This window comes from Pantoea eucrina (assembly GCF_020079945.1).
GTDB classification, from domain to species: domain Bacteria; phylum Pseudomonadota; class Gammaproteobacteria; order Enterobacterales; family Enterobacteriaceae; genus Pantoea; species Pantoea eucrina.
Genome location: NZ_CP083448.1, coordinates 273,726 through 296,430 on the forward strand (window position 1 = coordinate 273,726; position 22,705 = coordinate 296,430).

20 protein-coding genes are annotated in these 22,705 nt (G+C 55.0%); 13 read left to right on the forward strand and 7 right to left on the reverse strand.

All coding sequences use genetic code 11. From position 1 onward, the window contains the following. Positions 1-155 precede the first annotated feature (155 nt). Positions 156-863 (forward strand): hypothetical protein, encoded by a 708-nt coding sequence (locus LAC65_RS01225; RefSeq protein WP_224144803.1) that lies wholly within the window; start codon positions 156-158, stop codon positions 861-863. A gap of 1,089 nt (positions 864-1,952) precedes the next feature. Here the strand turns inward: LAC65_RS01225 and LAC65_RS01230 are convergent. Then, positions 1,953-2,348, reverse strand: a complete 396-nt coding sequence (locus tag LAC65_RS01230) for a transposase (RefSeq protein WP_039382017.1) — start codon at positions 2,346-2,348, stop codon at positions 1,953-1,955. 527 nt (positions 2,349-2,875) lie between these two features. Between LAC65_RS01230 and LAC65_RS01235 the strand changes: the two genes are divergently transcribed. Next, positions 2,876-4,132, forward strand: a complete 1,257-nt coding sequence (locus LAC65_RS01235; RefSeq protein WP_039382019.1) for an MATE family efflux transporter — start codon at positions 2,876-2,878, stop codon at positions 4,130-4,132. A gap of 8 nt (positions 4,133-4,140) precedes the next feature. After that, a complete protein-coding gene (locus LAC65_RS01240; protein WP_039382021.1) occupies positions 4,141-5,091 on the forward strand; it encodes an ATP-grasp fold amidoligase family protein in 951 nt (316 codons plus the stop codon). A 52-nt stretch (positions 5,092-5,143) separates the two neighbouring features. Here the strand turns inward: LAC65_RS01240 and LAC65_RS01245 are convergent, their stop codons facing one another. Further along, complete coding sequence (locus LAC65_RS01245) at positions 5,144-5,425, reverse strand: YjcB family protein (RefSeq protein ID WP_039382023.1); 282 nt, start codon at positions 5,423-5,425, stop codon at positions 5,144-5,146. Between the two features lie 217 nt (positions 5,426-5,642). Beyond that, positions 5,643-6,071 carry a superoxide response transcriptional regulator SoxS gene (soxS, locus tag LAC65_RS01250; RefSeq protein WP_039382026.1) on the reverse strand — a complete coding sequence of 143 codons (429 nt, stop codon included), beginning with the start codon at positions 6,069-6,071 and terminating at the stop codon, positions 5,643-5,645. Between the two features lie 96 nt (positions 6,072-6,167). On the opposite strand from soxS, the gene soxR reads away from it, so the two are divergent. From soxR to LAC65_RS01270, 4 genes are all read left to right on the forward strand, one after another. Next, on the forward strand, positions 6,168-6,647 hold the full coding sequence (gene soxR, locus LAC65_RS01255; protein WP_039382028.1) for a redox-sensitive transcriptional activator SoxR: 480 nt from the start codon (positions 6,168-6,170) through the stop codon (positions 6,645-6,647). Between the two features lie 43 nt (positions 6,648-6,690). Further along, complete coding sequence (locus tag LAC65_RS01260) at positions 6,691-7,356, forward strand: glutathione S-transferase family protein (protein ID WP_039385684.1); 666 nt, start codon at positions 6,691-6,693, stop codon at positions 7,354-7,356. Between the two features lie 283 nt (positions 7,357-7,639). Then, positions 7,640-8,989: an NCS2 family permease gene (locus tag LAC65_RS01265; RefSeq protein ID WP_039382031.1), complete on the forward strand. Its 1,350-nt coding sequence runs from the start codon at positions 7,640-7,642 to the stop codon at positions 8,987-8,989. Positions 8,990-9,130: 141 nt separating this feature from the next. Then, the gene (locus LAC65_RS01270) at positions 9,131-10,780 is read left to right on the forward strand and encodes a Na+/H+ antiporter (RefSeq protein ID WP_039382034.1); all 1,650 of its coding nucleotides are present in this window, start codon (positions 9,131-9,133) and stop codon (positions 10,778-10,780) included. Positions 10,781-10,803: 23 nt separating this feature from the next. On the opposite strand, the gene LAC65_RS01275 is transcribed toward LAC65_RS01270, so the two are convergent. Beyond that, positions 10,804-11,706 carry a LysR family transcriptional regulator gene (locus tag LAC65_RS01275; protein WP_039382036.1) on the reverse strand — a complete coding sequence of 301 codons (903 nt, stop codon included), beginning with the start codon at positions 11,704-11,706 and terminating at the stop codon, positions 10,804-10,806. A gap of 102 nt (positions 11,707-11,808) precedes the next feature. On the opposite strand from LAC65_RS01275, the gene LAC65_RS01280 reads away from it, so the two are divergent. The 3 genes from LAC65_RS01280 (at position 11,809) to LAC65_RS01290 (ending at position 13,595) form a co-directional block, all read left to right on the forward strand. After that, a complete protein-coding gene (locus LAC65_RS01280; RefSeq protein ID WP_039382038.1) occupies positions 11,809-12,231 on the forward strand; it encodes a CidA/LrgA family protein in 423 nt (140 codons plus the stop codon). Continuing rightward, a complete protein-coding gene (locus LAC65_RS01285; RefSeq protein WP_039382041.1) occupies positions 12,224-12,919 on the forward strand; it encodes an LrgB family protein in 696 nt (231 codons plus the stop codon). Before LAC65_RS01280 ends, LAC65_RS01285 begins: the two co-directional genes overlap by 8 nt. A gap of 130 nt (positions 12,920-13,049) precedes the next feature. Then, a complete protein-coding gene (locus LAC65_RS01290; RefSeq protein ID WP_039382044.1) occupies positions 13,050-13,595 on the forward strand; it encodes a YfaZ family outer membrane protein in 546 nt (181 codons plus the stop codon). Between the two features lie 486 nt (positions 13,596-14,081). Here LAC65_RS01290 and LAC65_RS01295 read toward each other — a convergent pair whose 3' ends face one another. From LAC65_RS01295 to acs, 3 genes are all read right to left on the reverse strand, one after another. Beyond that, entirely contained in the window at positions 14,082-15,734 is a 1,653-nt protein-coding gene (locus tag LAC65_RS01295) for a cation acetate symporter (protein ID WP_094111308.1), read from the reverse strand. Further along, a complete protein-coding gene (locus tag LAC65_RS01300; protein ID WP_039382048.1) occupies positions 15,731-16,060 on the reverse strand; it encodes a DUF485 domain-containing protein in 330 nt (109 codons plus the stop codon). The genes LAC65_RS01295 and LAC65_RS01300 overlap by 4 nt, the downstream gene beginning before the upstream one ends. 173 nt (positions 16,061-16,233) lie before the next feature. Then, entirely contained in the window at positions 16,234-18,189 is a 1,956-nt protein-coding gene (gene acs, locus LAC65_RS01305; protein ID WP_071668441.1) for an acetate--CoA ligase, read from the reverse strand. Positions 18,190-18,768: 579 nt separating this feature from the next. Here acs and gltP point away from each other — a divergent pair. From gltP to murP, 3 genes are all read left to right on the forward strand, one after another. After that, positions 18,769-20,070: a glutamate/aspartate:proton symporter GltP gene (gene gltP / locus LAC65_RS01310; RefSeq protein ID WP_039382052.1), complete on the forward strand. Its 1,302-nt coding sequence runs from the start codon at positions 18,769-18,771 to the stop codon at positions 20,068-20,070. 151 nt (positions 20,071-20,221) lie between these two features. Next, positions 20,222-21,133 carry an N-acetylmuramic acid 6-phosphate etherase gene (gene murQ / locus LAC65_RS01315; protein WP_039382055.1) on the forward strand — a complete coding sequence of 304 codons (912 nt, stop codon included), beginning with the start codon at positions 20,222-20,224 and terminating at the stop codon, positions 21,131-21,133. After that, on the forward strand, positions 21,133-22,566 hold the full coding sequence (gene murP / locus LAC65_RS01320) for a PTS N-acetylmuramic acid transporter subunit IIBC (protein ID WP_203025530.1): 1,434 nt from the start codon (positions 21,133-21,135) through the stop codon (positions 22,564-22,566). The genes murQ and murP overlap by 1 nt, the downstream gene beginning before the upstream one ends. Positions 22,567-22,705 lie beyond the last annotated feature (139 nt).

The following is a 22,705-nucleotide window of genomic DNA, read 5'->3' on the forward strand; positions in this document are numbered from 1 at the left end:
AAAATGTCACACTGGCATGCGAGAGGACGCTGCTTACACTGTTAAGCGCCTTTGGAAATTTGAGAGAAACTCTGAGACTTGTCGGTGGTTTGGTCCCCCGTTACCTTACACCAGCGACTCCGCCTGACATTCCTGTACATGCAGGAACCTCAGACGTGGATGTTGTATTAAACCTAGAAATACTGGCAGCCGGCAACGAGTACGCTAGCCTTGCGCAGCAGCTAAAAGCACGCGGCTTTACCCGATGGATTGAAGATGGGCAGCCTGCATCCTGGCGCTGGCGTCGCAGGGTCAATGACAACATCGAAGTAGTCGTTGAGCTTCTCCGGGATGCGGGTAACGAGGAGCCAGGCCGGACCATCAGCGTCGATGGGGAAAGAGTTTCGGCGCTAACAATTAAGCATGCCAGAATCGTCCACGACTGGTATCAGGAGAAGACCGTTTCTGCACAGCTTCTGGATGGTGATGGTATATCAGTAGATACAGTGCGATTTGCAGACGTGCCAGCATTTGTGATTCTGAAAGCGCTGGCTTTAGATCAACGGCAGGAGAGGAAGGATGCTGCTGACCTAATCCACGTGATCAGATATTCCGGTTCGGTAGAGGAAGTCGCAGCTCTATTCGTTCAGCGTATTCGTTCAAAGCAGCACCCGGAGGCTTTGACGGACGGGCTGGCAGCGCTTGGCAGACGTTTTGGGGATGACGAGCATGGTGAAGGCTATGAGAAGGTGGGAGCTGTTGCCTATGCACGTTTCCATAGCGGGAACGATGAAGACGAAGATGAGCTTGTTAGCCGACAGCGTTTTGCTGCAGGGTTAGTCCAGAAGTTACTGACTGAGATTGAGAGGCAACGGACAGCCTGACGAAAACAGAAGTGCCGTAGCGTCAGCCCGGCAGGTTTACGCTGCGATATAGCTCGCCAGCAGTGACGCGCTTTTTACAGCCAGAGGCGTGCCGGTTTTGCTCTGCGTATTATGTCGCTAACAGCTTTTGCTGAGGTTGCTGGCGTTCATGCCTCCTCATTCTGTGACCACGGCCAGCGATGTCCAACCGGCGTTGATTTGTAGCGTTATACCGGCGTTTTTAAGAATTTAGCCCACCCGTTTTTGCCTGTTTTGCCCGTCTTACCGCCTGAACATTCGCCGCTATATGCTCCTGAGCAGGCAGACAGGTTGTCTTTTAATCACCTTTTGACATAACGCCCGGCTGCTATGGCGTGCTTACCCCGATGATAAATGTGTCAGGACGTCTGTTTTTTATGCAAAACAGAGCAGCAGTTGCATATTGATGAGACGAAATGAGAATAAAAATTGGCTGGAACCGCTCTGCTGCCCCCGGTTTTAATCAGAGAATGGCCCTGTTTAATGGTAAGAAAAACCATTCAGGTATCAAGCGAGAGCGCTGCGGTTAAGAATGATCCCGGTCACATTCCGCATAAAAATATTAAAACCAGCGACAAATAACCGAATGTTATTTATCGATCATATCGCTTTTTATCTTACATAGTTTAAAGCTCATTACGTTTTTGGGCGGGAAAATTCCTGGATAAATTAAATCATAAATTGTTTATCCCACGCGACGCGCCGATTTTTAAGCGCAACCGTCAGGGCCAGGATAAATGAGAGGGGAAAAGTGGTGCAGCCGGAGGAGATGTTCAGTTGTGCTAACTAAAAACAACTGTGATTTAAGGCCAGCAACAGCGGCATTAATGCAATAAACGAAGCGCCAATCTCACCGCAATGAGATTGGGCAACGTCTAAATGGCTTAAACTACAAGACTTTTGCTGGTGTGAATCAATTTTACCGCAAAAAAAGAAGCATTTTCCTGCCATTACTCATCAGGAAAAAGAGGTGCGAATTGTTATATTGTGAACGCCGGATTAAATGATCTTCATCTCTTCTGGTAAGAACAAATCTCAGCATTTAGTCAAATAACAGCGGCCTTACAACTATTAGCGATTTTCTGATCCTGACGGATAGTGGTAAACGCTGCGGCTGATGTCGAGCAAACGACAGCTGCGGCGGGTTCCAATATCAAAGGTTGTCTGCAAAAAGTTGACTGCCTGACGCTTTTCATTGGTGGTAAAGAAGTTTTTGAGCACGCTCTGCAGCATCTCTTTATCGGAACTCAGCGTTTGCAGTTCGCGGGTAAGGTTCTGTAGTTTGTCCTCTAACTCTTTGATCTTTCTTCCTTCTTCAGAAGAAAGGCCTGAAAATTTCTTCTTCCAGCTGTAGAAGGTAGCCTCTGAAATGCCGAGCTCTTCACAAATCTCCCTGACTTTTACTCCTGTTTCAGAAGCTTTAATGGCATTTGTGATTTGCTCTTCGCTATATCGTGACTTTCTCATAAATGCTCTTACCTTTCTTATCAATTAGTGGATGAGAATTACTGTATTAATATCTGGTACTGCAAAAACGGTATTAATGCAGTATTAAAGTGCGCGATTTGAATTGCGAGGGATAAATTAAGATATTTAGAATAAATATCATCATGGGATAAATCTTATTTTATTATGAATGCCAATGAACATCTTCCTGGCATTGGCTTTTTGATATAGATTCATTCCATCCCAAATGCAGAAAAATACGACAAACATTGGATATTCGGTACAGCTTTCTTGCAAAAAAGAGAGGGCGTGCCAGTAAACTTTTGTCTCGAATTCGGGTTGAAATCGTTTACATCCGCTGAAATTCGCACCAGATTTAATCAGAATTTTCCTGAATTTCTCTTCTAAATCCTGACGCGAGTCTCATTTTTCGGACCAGCCTGGTTTGAAGTTATTAATTTTTGTCAGGCCCACTGAGCGCTTGTTAATTCATTTCAAGGACGTTTTACCGCAAGGCAGTTGCTGTAAGTAATACTAAGGACCAGTCAATGAAATTGAGCGTAATGTCTAATGCCGTCTGGATGATGTCTGAAAAAGTCGTCTCGGTGTTCGGCGTCATCTTTGTCACCTCCTATGTGGCAAAATCGTTTGGCCCGACCATATTTGGCCAGATGGCATTTTCAGCTTCGCTATTCTCCATGGTGCAGACCGTGGCGATTTTCGGTACCGAAACCATCCTGTTTAAGCGCATAAGCAAAAGTGCGCCTAAAGGTCTGCGTCTGATGGCCGTGGCGCGCACCATGCGCCTCGCGCTGCTGCTGCTGACCTCCATTCCGGTCTTGATTTGGGTCTGGTACAACATGCAGGAGAATTTTCTCGCATTTGCACTGGCCTCATTTATCTCCTCGGTATTTGTAACGCAGGACACTTTTAGCGTCTACAACAATGCGCGTCTCGCGTCGCGGCTCAATACGCTGGCTAACTCAGTGGGACTGCTGCTTGGCTTCGCGCTGAGCTTTACCATCGCGTGGCTGCATCTCAATCCGCTGTGGCTGACCGTATCCATCGTGGCGGTAACGCTGGTGCCTTATCTCATCAAGCGCATCAATTTTTACCGTGAGCATCAGGACATTGCGCCGCCGCAGCAGAAACGCACTACCTATCTGCGCTACCTGATGTATGCCGGTCTGCCGCTCGCTATCTCCAGCATTTTTATCTCCGTGCAGGTAAAAGCGGCGCAGATGTTTCTGGCCGGTATCGCTTCCGCCCGCGATCTGGGCCTGTTCGCCGCGGCTAACACCATTTCGGCTTCCTGGATTTTTATCCCGGTTGCCATCATCACTTCCTGCTTTTCGGAAATTTTCCGTGAGCGTGGAGCAGCCGCAATCAAACTCACCGCGCGGCTGAACGGCTATGTCATGGGAGTTTCATTGCTGTTATTGGCGGTGATCGCCATGTTTGGCGAGAAGATTATCATCGCGTTATATGGTCACGAGTACACACAATCGGGAAGTCTCGTTACGTTACTGTCGTTAGCAACCTGCTTTTCGGCAATGGGGACCGTAGCTTACCGCTACATGGTCAAAGAGGGCGGGTTTAACTATCTGCTGAAGAAGATCCTCTGCCTGATGGTTATCAGCCTGCCGCTCTCATGGTGGCTGATCCAGGGGTACGGCATTATGGGTGCCGCCTGGAGCGTCTTCATCACTGAGCTGCTCTCCCTTACCGTAATGAATTACTTCTTTAAAAACGGCGTCATTCAAAAAATTCAGGTTTCCTCACTCAACTACAAAACCTACAAATGAGGTCAGATATGCTCAGGTTGAAAGAAGAACTCAGAAGAAGCGTTCAGTATTTTATCAAGAAGATGCCCTGGGCTACGCAGGATCGCATCTACTACTTCCGTAAATTCCGTAAGCTGCCTAATCTGCGCGAGCCAAAGGTGTTTAACGAGAAGGTGCTGTATCGCAAATTTGTGTATGGCGACTATCAAATCTATGGTCGCCTGTCGGACAAGTATTCAGTACGCGAATACATTGCTGAGAAGGTAGGCAGTGAGTATCTGATCCCGCTGGTTTACGAGACCAGCGATCCGCATTCGCTTCACACCCTGTCGCAGTGGAAGAATACTGTGATCAAGCCTAACCATGGTTCCAACATGGTTGAGATCCTGCTGGAAGAGCCGGATGCGCTGAAGAAGCAGCAGATCATCAGCGACTGTCATCGCTGGCTGAAAACGGACTTCGCTAATGAAGCGCGTGAGATCCACTATCGCTACATCAAGCCGCGGATTCTGGTAGAGCAGTACATTGGCGATGGCAAAAGTGCGCCGATTGACTACAAATTTCACATGTTCAATAAGCGCGATGGCAGTTTTGAATATGTGCTGCAGGTGATCTACAACCGCTGCAACCCGCTGTTGTCGATGAACTTTTACGTCAACAATCTGAACGAGGCGTATCATAAGATCCGCGATACCGGTCTGGATGTTGAGCCTATTCTGCCGCAGCTGCAGAAGGCGCTGGCGCTGAGCAAGACGCTGGCCAGCGATTTCGACTATGTCCGCGTTGACTGGTATATCCACGGTGAAGAGATCTACTTTGGTGAGCTGACCTTCACGCCGGGTGCCGGACTGGTAACGGGTCTGGACCGCGGGCTGGACCAGATGATGGGTGATATGTGGATTCAGGATCGTCGCGGTACGAAGAGACCGGGCGTTTCGGTTGCGGAAGTCGGTATTCCCGCCGTGTTGAAGAAAATTTGATCGCACAGCAATATAAAGAACCCCGCAGCGCGGGGTTTTTTATGCATACTATTCAGGGAATTGGCCACTCAGTCGGCGCCTGACTCATCACATCGATAAAAGCCTGTTTGCCAATCTGCATAAAGTTGTGCACGTTCTCCATGCTCAGCGTAATACCCAGCAGTCCGGTCACAAACCAGCACGACATCCCCACGCCCAGACCGCCACACAGCAGCGCCATAATCGGATGGCTCTTTTGCCGCAGTTTTATTTTCATTGAGCTGGCGAGAAACATCAGAACGGCGCTCAGAATACCCCAGCGCATTACCAGTAAACTGGTTGTTAACGTAGCCATTAACGCAAAACCTCTTCGAATCAGTGATATCCCTGACATTAACCGGACATCACTGACGGCAAAGAGCGCGTCAGGAAACGCTCTCACGTCGGATTGAGTGTGATTTGGATCACATTATATCAGCGGATTTGAATTTTTGAACAAATTTTGTACCCGCGAAGGCGGGCTGGGACGCGCGGCTAAAGCTGGAAGAGAGCGCCTGAAGCAGGCGCGCTGATTACCGGACAGGGCAGCATTCACCGGTGGTGCGCTGGGCGAAGCTGTTCATATTGTCGCTGCAGTCAAAGCTAAGCAGGCGAGGCCGTTGCGCAATCGCCTGACGACGCATGGCGTGACGATACGCCGTAGGCGTCTGCGAAAACTGCCGGCGGAACACGCGCGAAAAGGTTTGCTGCGAATCGTAACCATACTGCATAGCGATATCAAAAACCGGTCGCTGCGTCTGCAGCAGCGCTTCTGCCGCCATCGTCAGACGCCGTTCACGAATATAGCCACCCAGCGTCTGTTTCGTCACGGTACGGAACATACGCTGCAGGTGCCATTTTGAGTAACCCGATTTTGCTGCCACATCATCAATCGACAGTGCTTTATCCAGATTCTGATCGATCCAGTTAGTCAGTGAATGAATGATTTCCTGTTGCATCATAGCCTCATCCTTCTGAAGGGGTATTACCCGGTGAGAAATTCGTACTTTTGATGGTGAGCGAGTATAGTTCCTCAAGTTAACTTGAGGTAAAGGCTGATGGTAAAAAAAGAGCGTAACTATCCAAAGCCGGTGCTGACGCCAGGAGAAGTGGCAAAACGTAGCGGCGTAGCGGTCTCGGCACTGCACTTTTATGAAACCAAAGGATTGATCTCCAGCACCCGTAATAATGGTAATCAGCGACGCTACAGCCGTGACGTACTGCGCCGCGTAGCGATTATTAAAATTGCGCAGCGTATCGGTATTCCGCTGGCGACGGTGAGTGAGAGCCTGATGCATGTCCCGGCGAATAAACGGATGTCGACGCAGGAGTGGGATGCACTGACGCAGCACTGGCGTGAGGAGCTGGATAAACGCATTGAGACGCTGACGCGGCTGCGGAACGATCTGGACGGATGTATTGGCTGTGGCTGTTTGTCGATGCGCGACTGTCCGTTACGCAACCCCGGCGACCGGCTGGCGCAGCAGGGTTCAGGCGCCGTGCTGCTTGACCCGGAGCAGGATGAGCAGGGGCGTTAATCCGCTATACTGGTGCGATACCTTTATCAGCAAGGAGCTGTACATGATCACCGTTCATCATCTGGAAAACTCCCGTTCGCATCGTGTGTTATGGCTGCTGGAAGAGCTGGCGGTGCCGTATCAGATCAAACGTTATCAGCGGGAAAATACGATGCTGGCACCCGATGAGCTGAAAAAGGTGCATCCGCTGGGGAAATCACCGGTAATAACCGATGGCAACCGCGTTATTGCTGAATCCGGCGCCATTCTGGAGTATCTGCAGCTGAAGTATGACAGCGAGCAGCAGCTGACGCTGAGCAATGAAGATGAACAGATTCAGGGACGCTACTGGCTGCATTATGCCGAGGGATCGCTGATGCCGCTGCTGATCATCAAGCTGGTTTTTGCGCAGCTAAGCAAAAAACCGGTTCCCTGGCTGCTGCGCCCGATCGGTGGCGCCATGCGTAAAGGAATGGAGAAAGCCTGGCTGAATAAGCAGCTGGCGTTGCATACCCGCGTGATTGAACAGCATTTAAGTCAGCATGCGTTTTTTGCCGGTTCGCGTTTCAGCATTGCTGATGTTCAGATGAGTTTTCCGCTGCTGGCGCTTCAGATGCGCGGCGGCCTGCACGATCTGCCTGCCACCACCCGCTGGCTGGAAGAGATGCAGCAGCGCGCCGCCTGGCAGCGGGCGCTGAAGCAGGGCGGCCCGATTAAATTCAGCGACTGACGCCGGCCCGGAATCCGGTAATCGTAGGGGGCGCATTAATGCGCCCCGAATTGGTCCGCCGTCACCGCAGGCGTGCTTTCTCCAGTCCGGTGACGATTAACAGTTGAAAACGTCACCCCAAACGCCAGATAATCGCCTGCCATTTTATCTCCCCCTCTTTGACGGGAAGTACATAGCTGCGTAATCGTTTGCGCCTCTTTTCTCTTTGAGAAATCCCCACCAGGGTGATGCGTAAGCGGCAGCTGTGCGGCGACTTACACCTAAAATATGCAGAGGAATAATTATGTCTGGCGACTCACGCCCGGCCAGTGGAAAACTGGACGCCTGGTTCCACATTTCAGCACGCGGCAGCAACGTGCGGCAGGAAGTGCTGGCGGGGCTTACCACCTTCCTGGCCATGGTCTACTCGGTTATTGTGGTACCGGGCATGCTTGGTAAAGCGGGCTTTTCCCCTACGGCGGTATTTGTTGCCACCTGCCTGGTCGCCGGGTTTGGCTCCCTGCTGATGGGACTCTGGGCCAATCTGCCGCTGGCTATCGGCTGTGCTATCTCGCTGACCGCCTTCACTGCATTCAGCCTGGTCCTTGGGCAGCACATCAGCGTACCGGTCGCGCTGGGCGCCGTATTCCTGATGGGATTACTGTTTACGTTTATCTCGGTAACCGGTATCCGCGCCTGGATCTTACGCAATCTGCCGATGGGCGTGGCGCACGGTACCGGGGTTGGTATCGGCCTGTTTTTACTGCTGATTGCAGCAGACGGTATTGGCCTGGTGGTAAAAAACCCGGCCGCAGGCTTGCCGGTGGCGCTGGGCGATTTCACCGCGTTTCCGGTCATCATGTCGCTGGTGGGTCTGGCGGCAATCTTTGGCCTGGAAAAACGCCGCGTACCCGGCGGCATCCTGCTGACTATACTGGCTATCTCACTGATCGGGCTTGTGTTTGATCCGGCGGTGACCTGGCAGGGGCTGTTTGCGATGCCAAGCCTGAAGGATGCCAGCGGTCAGTCAGCGATGTTCAGTCTGGACATCGCAGGCGCGCTGCAGCCAGCCGTACTGCCCAGCGTCCTGGCGCTGGTCATGACGGCGGTATTCGATGCGACCGGCACCATTCGTGCGGTTGCCGGGCAGGCCAATCTGCTGGATAAAGAAGGGCAGATCCTCAATGGCGGCCGGGCGCTGACCAGCGACTCCCTCAGCAGCCTGTTTGCCGGCCTGGTCGGTGCGTCTCCGGCAGCGGTCTATATTGAATCAGCCGCCGGTACGGCAGCGGGCGGCAAAACCGGATTAACCGCTATCGTCGTGGGCGTACTGTTTCTGCTGATGCTGTTTATGTCGCCGCTTGCCGGTCTGGTGCCGGCCTATGCGACCGCGCCGGCGCTGATGTATGTCGGACTACTGATGCTGAGCAATGTGGCAAAAATTGACTTCAGTGATTTTGTTGATGCCATGTCAGGCCTGCTGACCGCGGTGTTTATTGTGCTGACCTGTAACATCGTGACCGGCATTATGCTGGGCTTCGCCTCGCTGGTGATTGGCCGTCTGTTTGCCGGGGAGTGGCGCAGACTCAACGTGGGGACGGTAGCGATCGCTGTCGCACTGGTCACCTTTTATGCGGCAGGCTGGGCTATCTGACCACAGGTTCCAGTAATTTCCAGATAATCCCCTGACTTTGCCAGCGCCGCACATCGGGTCCCCCCATGCGCGGCGTTTTGTTTTACACTTTTTAGCGTAACGACCCTCGCTTTTAACCATATCGATTCGCCTAAGGAAAGCATGGAAATCTTTTTTACTATTCTCATTATGACGCTGGTGGTGTCACTCTCCGGCGTCGCGGCAAGAATCCTGCCGTTTCAAATTCCGCTGCCGCTGGTGCAAATCGCAGCGGGTGCCTTACTTGCCTGGCCGACGTTCGGCCTGCATGTCGATTTCGATCCGGAACTCTTTCTGGTGCTGTTTATCCCGCCGCTGCTGTTTGCTGACGGCTGGAAGACGCCTATCAATGAGTTTCTGAGCCACGGTCGCGAGATCCTCGGGCTGGCGCTGGTACTGGTGCTGATCACCGTGGTCGGTATCGGCTACCTGATCTACTGGCTGGTGCCGGGTATTCCGCTGATCCCGGCTTTTGCGCTGGCGGCTGTGCTGTCACCGACCGACGCCGTGGCGCTGTCAGGTATCGTTGGCGAAGGACGCATCCCAAAGAAAATCATGTCGATTGTGCAGGGTGAGGCGCTGATGAACGACGCCTCTGGCCTGGTATCGCTGAAGTTCGCGGTCGCCGTGGCGATGGGCACCATGGTCTTTACCTGGGGCGGCGCCAGCGTGGAATTTCTCAAAGTTGCCATTGGCGGACTGATTGCGGGCGTGGCCGTGTGCTGGCTCTATGGCCGCTCGCTGCGCCTGCTGAGCCGCTGGAGCGGAGACGATCCGGCGACGCAGACCGTACTGCTGCTGCTGCTGCCGTTTGCCTCCTACCTGATTGCTGAACATCTTGGCGTCTCCGGTATTCTTGCCGCCGTCGCGGCCGGGATGACCATCACGCGCTCCGGCATTATTCGTCAGGCGCCGCTGGCGATGCGCCTGCGCGCAAACAGCGTCTGGCAGATGCTGGAGTTTGTGTTCAACGGCATGGTGTTCCTGATGCTTGGCCTGCAGCTGCCGGATATCCTTGCGACGTCCGTTGAGCAGGCGAATGCCGATCCCAACGTCGAGCTGTGGATGCTGTTTACCGATGTCGCGCTGGTGTATGCGGCGCTGATGATTGTGCGTTTTGGCTGGCTCTGGATCATGAAGCGTGCCAGCATGCGCCTGCTGAAGAAAAAACCGCTGGAATTCTCAAACTACTCGCTGCGCGAGCTGCTGATTGCCTCTTTTGCGGGCGTACGCGGTGCGATTACGCTGGCGGGCGTGCTCTCTATTCCGCTGTTTCTCAGCAATGGCGAGCCCTTCCCGGCGCGTTATGAACTGGTATTCATCGCCACCGGCGTGATCCTCTTTTCTCTGTTTGTTGGCGTTATCCTGTTGCCTCTTCTGCTGCGCGGTATCGACAGCCATGATAAAGCTGGTCATCGTCATGAACTGCAGCATGCGCGAGCCGCTATGGCGGGTGTGGCGATTGAAAGCCTGCATAAGATGGAGCAGCGGCTGGAGAGTGATACCGAAGAGAATATCGATCCGGAGCTGCTTAAAGAGGTCAGCCTGCGGGTGATTGGCAACCTGCGCCGCCGCGTGGATGGCAAGGATGACGTGGATCAGGCGCTGTTTGCTGAGAACCTGGAGCGTCGGTTCCGTCTGACCGCGCTGCGCGCCGAGCGTGCGGAAGTGTATCACCTGCGCGCAACGCAGCAGATTTCCAATGAAACCATGCAGCGCCTGCTGCGCGATCTCGATCTGCTGGAAGCGCTACTGATTGAGAAAGAGGAGTAACCTCCTTTGAATGCCGCCGCGTCTCACACCTGCAGACGCGGCGCATCATCCGGCCAGTGTGTACGACAGCAGCTGATCCAGGCTTCCGCACTGCGCGACAGATAGCTGCCTTCACGCCAGATCAATCCGATACGCCACTCCAGCGCAGATGCCAGCGGCAGCCACGCCAGCGACTGCGGATCCAGCCGCTGACAGATAGGTTCCGGCAGTACGGCTACGCCCATCCCCGCCTGCACCATCGCAGCCAGAAAATCCCACTGACCGCTGCGCAGCGCAATCTGAGGCGTTACGCCTTCACGCTGAAACGCCTGCATCAGCTGCCGGTTAAGGGCAAACTCTTCATTCAGGATCAGCAGCGGATGCTGCGCCAGTTCTGCCAGCGTCAGATGCGGGCGGGCGTGCCAGGCCGCGCTGCGCGATACCAGCACGCAGAGCGGATGGCGCATCAGCTCCAGCGTGTTAAGCGGTAAATCTGGCTCAACCGGCAGGGCGGTAAGCGCAATATCCAGCGCGCCGCTCAGCACCGCCTGCTGTGCGGTCAGGCCGCCTGATTCTGCAATATGCAGCTGCACGCCCGGATAGCGGCGCTGAAAAGCCGAAATTGAGCCGGCAATCTGCATACCCACCATTGGCGGAATCCCCAGGCGCAGCTCACCGGTTTTCAGCTGATTGATATCACCAATCTGCGCCTCCAGTTGATGAAACTCCTGCAGGATCGCGAGACCGCGCTGGTAGACCGCCTGACCGCTGTCGGTGAGATGCAGACGGCGTCCCTCCCGCCGCAGCAGCGCGCACCCCAGCTCCTCTTCCAGCTGGCGCACCATTTTGCTGATGGTGGGCTGCGTAACATAGAGCTGCTCTGCTGCACGGGTAAAGCTCTGCTGCTGAATCACGGCGACAAAGTAACGCAGGGCGCGTATATCCATAATCATTCCTTAATGGCATAGTCCGGATGATTTTAATTCATTTCTTTCACGGTTAGCGGCAGATTTATACTGCGTTTCTCACATTCCTTACCGGAGATCGCCATGGCTGCCGCCATTAATCCGCGCCCCCGTCTGTTACAACATCTGATATTGCCGCTGCAGCTGCTGCTTTATATCGGGCTATTCAGCGTCTGCGACCTTCTGGTGCGCTGGCTGCACCTGCCGCTACCGGCAAATGTACTCGGCATGGTTGTGCTGCTGTTATTAATTGTTTTGCGCGTATTGCCGCTGGGCTGGGTCCGTGCCGGGGCAAACTGGCTGCTGGCTGAAATGCTGCTGTTTTTTATTCCGGCCGTGGTGGCGGTAGTCAATTACAGCGATCTGCTGCGCAGTGAGGGATGGCGTATTTTTATCGTAATTGCGATCAGCACGCTGCTGGTGCTGGCGGTCACATCGCTGGTGGTTGATCGTCTCTACCGGTTTGAAATGGCGCGTGCAGCACGCAGGCAGGATATCCATGAGTAACGCCATCATCAGTCTGTTCTGTCTGGTACTTACCCTGCTGGTCTATTACCTCAACAAGCGTCTCTACCGGCGCTGGCGGCGGCTGATGCTGATGCCGCTGGTGCTGACGCCGCTGGTACTGGTCGGGCTGCTGCTTATCACGCATGTCAGCTGGCAAAACTATATTGCGGAGAGTCACTGGCTACTCTGGCTGCTGGGACCCGCCACGCTGGCGTTTGCCGTGCCGGTCTATGAAAACATGGCGCTCATCCGGCGTCACTGGCTGTCGCTGAGTGCAGGGGTCCTGTGCGCTACCACGGTTGCCGTCTGCAGCTCAGTCTGGCTGGCGCGGTTACTGGCACTGCCGGAGAGTATTCAGCGTAGTCTGGCTGTGCGTTCAATCACCACGCCATTTGCGCTGGCCGCCGCCGGTCCGATGGGCGGACAGCCCGATCTGGTCGCGCTGTTTGTGGTGATTACCGGCGTATTTGGCATGGCGGCAGGGGATATTCTTTTTCTGCGCATCGCGATAACACAGGGAGTGGCGAAAGGCGCCGGGCTGGGTGCTGCCTCTCACGGTGCCGGAACGGCGCGCGCCTATCAGATAGGTCAGCAGGAGGGCGTGGTATCCAGCCTGGTGATGATGCTTTCGGGCGTCGTCACGGTTCTGCTGGCACCGCTTCTGAGCCATCTGCTGTGGCACGCATGACACATTTATCGATAAATCGTTCCCGCTGTAATTTAATTTTACGTAAAGGTTTCCAATAAAAGTTGTGTCTGACGACTATGCTAACTACTCTTTGCGCCGACTTATTTTTTACTTCATGGAGTGGATTAGCATGATCAAGCAACTTGTTACCGGAAGCGTTTTGGGCCTTGCACTGCTGAGCGGTAGCGTACAGGCGATTGAGGGCAGTGTTGACGTGGGTGAGCACAGCACCAACCTGAACCTTGGCCTCGGTACCACCTCTCCGGGCCTGTTTCTGAAAGGTAACTGGCTGCGCAGCGACCATGACGGCAGCACCTACGGTGCAGGTCTGGGCTATAACATCGATGTTGGCGATCTGCGCGTAGCGCCGACGGCAAAAGCGCTGTTTACGCATCCGGAAGATGGCCGTGATGGCTTCACCATCGCCGTGGGTGCAGGTGCACAGTACAGCTTCAACAGCATGTGGGGCCTGTATGGTGAATATTACTATGCGCCAGAGGCGTTTTCCGATCGCCTGGACAGCTATCAGGAAGCGTCAGGCGGCCTGAGCTTTACGCCAGTTTCACTGCTGAATCTGCGCGTGGGCTACCAGTATATTGAGCTGAACAACAAAGGCAGCCGCAAAGATAACGTGCTGGTAGATGGCCCATACGTAGGTGCCTCACTCCGCTTCTGATCTGCCGCTGCAAACCAGGGGCGCATAAATGCGCCCCCTACGTATCCCCCCCGTAGGGGCGTCATTCATGACGCCCGTTTCGATGCCCGCACCGGATTCGATGACGTCATTCATGACGCCCGTGTTAATCGCCGCACCGGATCAAATGACGTCATTCATGACGCCCGTGTTAATCGCCGCACCGGATCAAATGACGTCATTCATGACGCCCTGGCCGATGTCCGCACGTGACTGAATGACGCGATTGATGGCGGTTGATACCGTGCGCGTAATAAACCAGGGGGCCCCCTACGTATACCCCCCGTAGGGGCGTCATTCATGACGCCCGTTTCGATGCCCGCACCGGATTCGATGACGTCATTCATGACGCCCGTGTCAATTCCCGCACCGAATCAAATGACGTCATTCATGACGCCCGTGTCGATGTCCGCACCGGATCCGATGACGCCATTTATGGCGACCGTGTCGAACCCGGTGCGGCTGCGATCAGTGCGATTTCCCCTGTGAAATACCGATACCGGTTTGCGAACGAATAAACTGTCCGCGGAACCGTGCACGCTCCTGTGCACCCTGAGCGGAGTGATCGGTGATGGAAAAGAACCAGGTGCAGACAAAAGCGACCAGCATGGAGAACAGCGCCGGGTACTCGTAAGGATAGACCGGGGTAGCGTGACCCAGCACCTGAACCCAGACGGTAGGGCCCAGAATCATCAGCACCACCGCCGTCAGCAGTCCCAGCCAGCCGCCCACCATCGCGCCGCGTGTGGTGAGCTTCGACCAGTACATGGAGAGCAAAATAATCGGGAAATTGCAGCTGGCTGCAATAGAGAAGGCCAGACCGACCATAAAGGCGATGTTCTGCTTCTCAAACAGGATCCCCAGCGCAATGGCAACCACACCCAGCACCAGCACGGTAATTTTAGAGACGCGCAGCTCTTCACGCTCCGTTGCCTGACCTTTGCGGATCACGCTGGCGTAGAGATCGTGCGACACTGCCGACGCGCCCGCCAGCGTCAGCCCGGCCACCACGGCCAGAATCGTGGCGAAGGCCACCGCCGAGATAAAGCCGAGGAACAGGCTGCCGCCTACCGCATTCGATAGATGCACCGCTGCCATATTGGTGCCGCCAATCAGGGCGCCGCTGGCGTCTTTAAACAGCGGGTTTGCGCCCACCAGCAGAATCGCCCCAAAGCCGATAATAAAGGTCAGGAAATAGAAGTAACCCATAAATCCGGTGGCCCAGAACACGCTTTTACGCGCTTCGCGCGCATCAGCCACGGTAAAGAAGCGCATCAGAATGTGTGGCAGTCCCGCTGTGCCAAACATCAGCCCCAGCCCCAGCGACAGGGCGGAGATAGGATCTTTCACCAGCCCGCCGGGCTGCATAATCGCCGCGCCTTTGGGATGAACCGCCATCGCCTCAGTAAACAGCGTGTTGAAGCTGAAACCGGTGGCTTTCATTACCATAATCGCCATGAAGCTGGCACCAAACAGCAGCAGCACCGCTTTAATGATCTGCACCCAGGTAGTCGCGAGCATGCCGCCGAACAGAACATAGAGCACCATCAGAATGCCAACCAGTACCACGGCGATATGATAATCAAGGCCGAACAGCAGCTGGATAAGCTTGCCGGCCCCTACCATCTGCGCAATCAGATAGAGCGCAACCACCACCAGCGAACCGCAGGCAGAGAGAGTGCGGATCGGTTTCTGCTGCAGCCGGTAGGAGGCCACATCGGCAAAGGTATAGCGTCCGAGATTGCGCAGCCGCTCAGCGATCAGAAACAGGATCATCGGCCAGCCGACCAGAAAGCCGAGCGAATAGATCAGCCCGTCATAGCCCGAGGTATAGACCAGCGCCGAAATACCAAGAAATGAGGCGGCGGACATAAAATCGCCCGCCATCGCCAGGCCATTCTGGAAGCCGGTAATATTGCCGCCTGCGGTGTAGTAGTCGCTGCGTGAGCGGGTGCGCTTTGATGCCCACCAGGTAATACCCAGCGTGAACGCGACAAACACCACAAACATGATTATCGCTTCATAGTTGGTCGCCTGCTGCTGGACGTCGCCGGTCAGCGCATCGGCCGCCAGTACGCCCGCTGGCGCCAGCGCCAGCAGAATCGGGAGCGCGCGCTTCATGATTTTACCTCGCTGACGATCTGTTTAGTCAGGCGATCAAACTCGCCATTTGCGCGCCAGACATAGACGCCGGTAAGCAGAAAAGAGACCACAATCAGGCCCACGCCAATCGGAATACCGCGCGTCACATTGGTACCGGCATGCAGCGGCGTGCCGAGCCAGCCGGGCGCAAACGCGATCAGCAGGATAAACCCGACATACAGGACCAGCATAATAATGCTCAGCAGCAGCGCAAAAGCCTGGCGCTTATGGACCAGCTCCTGAAAACGGGGGTTATTTTCTATTTGTTGCCAGACGGCTTCCTGTTGATTCAGGGTGTCATTCATCACAGTTTCTCCAGAGGCAAAGCAGACGGAAATCTCACATTAATGTGATTTAACGGATTGAATATTCTGGTTATCAGGGTTGTGCGATGGTGAACAGCATACGGCGTAAGGTGAACTAACGGAGAGAAGCCTGCCGGGGACAGGCTGATGCTCTCCGCTGATAAGGGCAACGATTACGGCATGGCGATCGACTGCTTCTCCTCCAGTAATTTCTCTACTACACCTGGATCGGCCAGCGTAGAGGTATCGCCAAAGTTGCTGGTATCGCCCGCTGCAATTTTGCGCAGAATACGCCGCATAATTTTACCGGAGCGGGTTTTCGGCAGCGAGTCGGTCCAGTGCAGCACGTCCGGCGTGGCGATAGGGCCGATCTCTTTGCGTACCCAGTTGCGCACTTCCGTATACAGCTCCGCTGACGGCTCTTCGCCCTGATTCAGGGTGATATAGGCGTAAATGGCCTGCCCTTTAATGCTGTGCGGAATACCGACCACGGCCGCTTCAGCAATTTTCGGATGTGAAACCAGCGCGGACTCAATCTCTGCCGTGCCCAGACGATGTCCGGAAACGTTCAGGACATCATCCACGCGTCCGGTGATCCAGTAGTAGCCATCTTCATCGCGCCGCGCGCCGTCACCGCTGAAGTAGCGATGCTTAAACGTGGAGAAGTAGGTCTGTTCAAAGCGTTCATGATCGCCAAACAGCGTGCGCGCCTGACCAGGCCAGGAGTCATTAATAACCAGGTTACCTTCGGTTGCGCCCTCAAGCTGATTGCCTTCGTTGTCCACCAGCGCCGGCTGTACGCCAAAGAACGGTTTGGTGGCCGAGCCCGCTTTCAGCTCGGTTGCGCCCGGCAGCGGCGTGATCATAAAGCCGCCGGTTTCAGTCTGCCACCAGGTATCGACGATGGGACAGCGGCTGTCGCCAATCTTTTTGTAATACCACTCCCAGGCTTCCGGATTGATCGGTTCACCCACGGAGCCCATGATGCGCAGGCTGCTGCGTCGGGTGCCTTCAATCGCCCGATCGCCTTCCGCCATCAGCGCGCGAATCGCGGTGGGCGCCGTGTAGAGCAGGGTAACGTTATGCTTGTCGACGACTTCCGCCATCCGGCTCGGCTTCGGCCAGTTGGGCACCCCTTCAAACATCAGCGTGGTTGCGCCACAGGCCAGCGGCCCGTAGAGCAGATAGCTGTGACCGGTGATCCAGCCGACGTCTGCGGTGCACCAGTAAACGTCGTCGTCATGGTAATCAAAGACATATTTAAAGGTGCTGGCCGCATAGACCAGATAGCCGCCGGTGGTATGCAATACGCCTTTTGGCTTGCCGGTCGAACCGGAGGTGTACAGAATAAACAGCGGGTGTTCCGCTTCAACCGCCACCGCTTCGTGCTCTGCGCTGGCCTGGCTGACCAGATCGTGCCACCAGAGATCTCGTCCCTCATGCCACTCCGTGGTTTTTCCGGTGCGCTTAAATACGATTACCTGCTTCACGCTGGTCACCAGCGGATTTGCCAGCGCGTCATCAACATTCTTTTTCAGCGGAATGGCACGTCCGGCGCGGATACCCTCATCCGCCGTGATCACCAGCTTCGCGTTGCTGTCGACCACGCGTCCCGCCACGGCTTCCGGCGAAAAGCCGCCAAAAATCACTGAATGCACGGCACCAATACGCGCGCAGGCCAGCATGGCGACAGCGGCCTCCGGCACCATCGGCATATAAATGGCCACCACGTCGCCTTTTTTAATCTCAAGCTGCGTTAATACATTTGCCATGCGGCAGACGTCAGCGTGCAGCTCCCGGAAAGTCAGCGTTTTACTTTCACTGGCGTCATCCCCTTCCCAGATAATGGCCGGGCGATCGCCCCGCGTCGCCAGATGGCGATCCAGGCAGTTAGCCGCAAGATTCAGCGTGCCATCTTCATACCAGCGAATAGAGATATTGCCCGGCGCAAACGAGGTATTTTTCACCGTGCTGTAAGGCGTGATCCAGTCGAGAATCTTTCCCTGCTCACCCCAGAAGGCGTCAGGATCGTCCACGGACTGCTGATAGCGCGCCGCATACTCATCGGCATTAATCAGGGCATTCGCTGCAATGGCAGCGGGTACAGGATGCTTGTGAATTTGGCTCATGGCTGACCTCCTTGAAGATGTTAATCATATGTCAATCAAAGGTTAATTGAAGAGGGGGCAGGGGCTTTGTTTCGGTTTTGCAGTCTGGATCACGGCCTGCCAGCATGCGGTAAAGGGCGCGAAAACGGCGCTTTTTGCGGTAAAAAAGCGACGTGCTGAAAGCGGCTGGCAGCAGGCAACAGAGGGTTTTGTGATTAAATATTGAGCAAACGCGCCGGGCGATAAAATCGTCAAATCTGAATAGCTATGCGGAAAATTATCGAATTAACGCTTTTCATAACAGCGGGTTATAGCCACAGGATAACAGCAGCATTTTATGCTACTGAGCTGCGCACGATTTAAGCTATTGCGCCGGGGGTTGCATTTACCGTAGTGAAAATGGTACTTATCTGGCCGCTGTTCAGCAGGTATCAACTCAGGCTGTATCCTTGCGCTGGTGCAAACCGCCAGCAGAACAAAGCGGAATACAGCCCATTATAACCTTCTATTTTATCGGGCTTTTGCTCACTTCCCTGTGTGTACCATCTTCTGCACCTTCGCAGCAGAGCAAAGGGGTTTTAACTGAGGAAATAACGCGTTATGAAAGGTTTTAAACTCACCCTCGCCTGGCAGATCCTGATTGCCCTGATCCTCGGCATTATCGCAGGAACCGTGCTGCATAATCAGCCAGACGATCGTGAATGGTTAATCACCAATATTCTTACTCCTGCCGGTGATATCTTCATTCATCTGATCAAGATGATTGTGGTGCCGATTGTTATTTCCTCGCTGATTGTTGGCATTGCCGGCGTCGGGGACGCGAAAAAACTCGGGCGTATCGGGGTGAAAACCATTATCTATTTTGAAGTGATCACCACCATTGCCATTGTGGTCGGCATAACGCTGGCTAACGTATTCCAACCCGGCAGCGGCATTGATATGTCAACGCTGGCAACGGTGGACATCTCTAAATATGAAGCTACCACCGAAGCGGTTCAGGGCGCTCCTCATGGCCTGGTCAGCACCATTCTGTCGCTGATCCCGCAGAACATCTTCGCCTCGCTGGTCAAAGGCGATATGTTGCCGATTATTTTCTTCTCAGTGCTGTTTGGCCTGGGCCTGTCGGCGCTGCCGTCGGAACATCGCGATCCGCTGGTCGGCCTGTTCCGCTCGGTATCAGAAACCATGTTCAAAGTGACCCACATGATCATGCGTTATGCGCCGGTGGGCGTATTTGCACTGATTGCGGTGACCATTGCGAACTTCGGTTTTGCATCGCTCTATCCGCTGGCGAAACTGGTGCTGCTGGTTTATGCCGCCATCCTGTTTTTCGCCTTTGTCGTGCTCGGTGCGGTCGCGCGCTTCTGCAAGCTGCGTATCACGACCCTGATGCGTATTCTGAAAGATGAGCTGATTCTGGCCTACTCTACCTCCAGTTCTGAGACGGTGCTGCCGCGCATTATGCAGAAGATGGAGGCGTATGGTGCGCCGAAAGCGATCACCAGCTTTGTGGTGCCTACCGGCTACTCCTTCAACCTTGATGGCTCTACGCTCTACCAGAGCATTGCCGCCATCTTTATCGCCCAGCTTTACGGCATTGATCTGTCGCTGACCGATGAGATCATCCTGGTGCTGACGCTGATGGTAACGTCTAAAGGGATCGCCGGTGTACCGGGCGTCTCCTTCGTGGTGCTGCTGGCGACGCTGGGCAGCGTGGGGATCCCGCTTGAAGGGCTGGCGTTCATCGCAGGCGTTGACCGCATCATGGATATGGCACGTACGGCGCTGAACGTGGTGGGAAATGCGCTTGCTGTGCTGGTCATTGCGCGCTGGGAAAATCAGTTTGACGCTAAGCAGGCTGCCGCCTACGAGCTGCAGCTGCGTACGCAAAACGCCACCTGAGTTGTTTCTGAGCAGAATAAAACCCGCCGCTGGCGGGTTTTTTTATGCCTGTAACCATGAAAACAAAAAATTCTGCGCCGCTGCACATGAATTAACAATTCTTTGTGGTATAAATTTTTCAGAATAAATTATTCATTCGCAGGAGCGTAGTATGACCCTTGATCTCAACAAAATGATCACTGAGAGCCGCAATCCGGCCAGCCAGAATATTGACGAGCTCAGCACGGAAGCGATGCTGCGCGTCATTAATGACGAAGATAAAAAAGTGGCGCTGGCGGTAGAGGCGATTGTGCCGCAGATCGCACAGGTCACAGAGGCGATTGCGCACGCCTTTAGCCAGGGCGGGCGACTGATTTACTGCGGCGCCGGTACCTCTGGCCGGCTCGGTATCCTGGATGCCAGTGAGTGCCCGCCTACTTTTGGTACGCCGCGCGGTCAGGTGGTGGGGCTGATTGCCGGCGGGCATACGGCGATCCTGCAGGCGGTTGAGAACGCGGAAGATAACGCCGGACAGGGCGCACAGGATCTGGCGGATATCGGTTTCAGCCCCCGGGACGTGCTGGTCGGCATTGCAGCCAGCGGCCGCACCCCCTATGTGCTGGGCGCGCTCGCTTACGCACGCGAACAGGGCGCGTTTACCGCCGCGCTGACCTGCAATCCCGACAGCGCGATGGCGCAGGCGGCTGATGTCGCGCTGACGCCGGTTGTGGGGCCGGAGGTCGTCACCGGCTCGTCGCGCATGAAGGCGGGCACGGCACAGAAACTGGTGCTGAATATGCTGAGCACTGGCGCGATGATCCGCAGCGGCAAGGTGTATGGCAACCTGATGGTGGACGTGGAAGCTACCAATCAGAAACTGGTTCAGCGCCAGATAAACATCGTTAAGCAGGCCACCGAATGCGACGACGCCACGGCTCAGCAGGCGCTGACGGCGTGCGGCGGCCACTGCAAAACCGCTATCGTCATGGTGCTGGCGGGCCTGACGGCGGAAGAGGCGCGCGCGCTGCTGGATCAGAACCGCGGGTTTATCCGCGCCGCATTACGTGACTCAGGAGTACGCTGATGGCCGCAATCACTGAAACGCTGCTGCGCGATATTCTGCGGGCCGTGGGCGGGCCGGGTAACGTAGCGATGTGCGGCAATTGCATGACCCGCCTGCGCCTGACGCTGGTGAATGCTGCGCTGGCGGATAGCCCGCAGCTGAAACAGCTGCCGGGCGTACTGGGCGTGATTGTCAGCGACGCCCAGCTGCAGATTGTTCTGGGGCCGGGCAAGGCGCAAACCGCGGCGGAAAAGATGCAGCTATTGCTCAATGACGGCGCGCCGGCGCAGGATCTGCAGGCGATCGCCCGGGCGCAAAAGCAGCAGTTAAAAGCGAAACAGAGCAGTGCGCTGCACCGCTTTCTCGCCTGCTTTGCCACCATCTTTACGCCGCTTATTCCGGGATTTATCGGAGCTGGCCTGCTGCTCGGTTTTGCCACCCTGACCGAGCAGCTGTTTCACCTTAATCAGCCGGGTGAGCACGCCCCGTGGCTGCTGGCGACCGTGGCCTACATGAAAGTGTTTGGCAAAGGACTGTTTACCTTTCTCAGCATTCTGATTGGCTATAACGCGCAGAAAGCGTTTGGCGGCACCGGCGTCAACGGCGCGATTATCGCCTCGCTGTTTGTGCTTGGCTACAGCCCGGAAGCCACCGTCGGGTACTACAGCGGGATGGAGAACTTTTTCGGGCTGACGATCGATCCGCGCGGCAACATTATCGGCGTGCTGCTGGCCGCGATATTTGGTGCCTGGACAGAGAAGCAGCTGCGTAAAATCATTCCCGATAACCTGGATATGATCCTCACCTCGCTGCTGACGCTGCTGATTACCGGCGCCGTGACGTTTCTGCTCATTATGCCGGTGGGGGGGGAGCTGTTTAAAGGAATGTCGTGGCTGTTTATTCACCTCAATAACAATCCGTTTGGCTGTGCCATTCTGGCCGGGCTGTTTTTAATTGCGGTGATGTTCGGTATCCATCAGGGCTTTATTCCGGTCTATTTCGCGCTGATGGAGACGCAGGGATTTAATTCGCTGTTTCCCATACTGGCTATGGCGGGAGCGGGGCAGGTCGGTGCCTCGCTGGCGCTGTGGTGCAAAGCCGGAAAAGCGTCGCTGCTGCGCAGCCAGATCAAAGGAGCAATTGTGCCGGGGCTGCTGGGCGTCGGGGAACCGCTGATTTACGGGGTCACGCTACCGCGCCTCAAGCCCTTTATTACCGCCTGCTGCGGAGGGGCACTGGGCGGTTTCTTTATCGGTCTGGTCGCCTGGCTCGGCCTGCCAGTGGGGATGAATACGGTGTTGGGCCCCTCCGGCCTGGTGACGCTGCCGCTGATGACGTCAGCACAGGGCATTTTTGTCGGTATGGCGGTCTATCTTGCCGGTCTGCTGGTCGCCTGGACGGGCGGGTTTCTCTTCACCTGGTGGTGGGGCATGAAAAATATCGATTTGGGTTAATGCCCGCTGCGGGCGCTGCTGCGCCCGTAAATATTTACCGTTTCCTCCATTCTGGCTAAATAATGGTGTGAGCCGCAACGCACAATCCGGTTTTCAGCTATTCTTTTTAACGTTTAAATACAATGGTTTATCTAAATAG

Coding starts and splice junctions, on each gene's coding strand:
- LAC65_RS01285 (WP_039382041.1), top strand. CDS start 12,224: ATGAGTAACGCCATCATCAGTCTGTTCTGTCTGGTACTTACCCTGCTG.
- murQ (WP_039382055.1), top strand. CDS start 20,222: ATGACCCTTGATCTCAACAAAATGATCACTGAGAGCCGCAATCCGGCC.
- LAC65_RS01275 (WP_039382036.1), bottom strand. CDS start 11,706: ATGGATATACGCGCCCTGCGTTACTTTGTCGCCGTGATTCAGCAGCAG.
- soxR (WP_039382028.1), top strand. CDS start 6,168: ATGGTAAAAAAAGAGCGTAACTATCCAAAGCCGGTGCTGACGCCAGGA.
- LAC65_RS01235 (WP_039382019.1), top strand. CDS start 2,876: ATGAAATTGAGCGTAATGTCTAATGCCGTCTGGATGATGTCTGAAAAA.
- LAC65_RS01230 (WP_039382017.1), bottom strand. CDS start 2,348: ATGAGAAAGTCACGATATAGCGAAGAGCAAATCACAAATGCCATTAAA.
- LAC65_RS01260 (WP_039385684.1), top strand. CDS start 6,691: ATGATCACCGTTCATCATCTGGAAAACTCCCGTTCGCATCGTGTGTTA.
- LAC65_RS01280 (WP_039382038.1), top strand. CDS start 11,809: ATGGCTGCCGCCATTAATCCGCGCCCCCGTCTGTTACAACATCTGATA.
- LAC65_RS01265 (WP_039382031.1), top strand. CDS start 7,640: ATGTCTGGCGACTCACGCCCGGCCAGTGGAAAACTGGACGCCTGGTTC.
- LAC65_RS01270 (WP_039382034.1), top strand. CDS start 9,131: ATGGAAATCTTTTTTACTATTCTCATTATGACGCTGGTGGTGTCACTC.
- LAC65_RS01300 (WP_039382048.1), bottom strand. CDS start 16,060: ATGAATGACACCCTGAATCAACAGGAAGCCGTCTGGCAACAAATAGAA.
- LAC65_RS01245 (WP_039382023.1), bottom strand. CDS start 5,425: ATGGCTACGTTAACAACCAGTTTACTGGTAATGCGCTGGGGTATTCTG.
- LAC65_RS01295 (WP_094111308.1), bottom strand. CDS start 15,734: ATGAAGCGCGCGCTCCCGATTCTGCTGGCGCTGGCGCCAGCGGGCGTA.
- acs (WP_071668441.1), bottom strand. CDS start 18,189: ATGAGCCAAATTCACAAGCATCCTGTACCCGCTGCCATTGCAGCGAAT.
- LAC65_RS01290 (WP_039382044.1), top strand. CDS start 13,050: ATGATCAAGCAACTTGTTACCGGAAGCGTTTTGGGCCTTGCACTGCTG.
- soxS (WP_039382026.1), bottom strand. CDS start 6,071: ATGATGCAACAGGAAATCATTCATTCACTGACTAACTGGATCGATCAG.
- gltP (WP_039382052.1), top strand. CDS start 18,769: ATGAAAGGTTTTAAACTCACCCTCGCCTGGCAGATCCTGATTGCCCTG.
- murP (WP_203025530.1), top strand. CDS start 21,133: ATGGCCGCAATCACTGAAACGCTGCTGCGCGATATTCTGCGGGCCGTG.
- LAC65_RS01240 (WP_039382021.1), top strand. CDS start 4,141: ATGCTCAGGTTGAAAGAAGAACTCAGAAGAAGCGTTCAGTATTTTATC.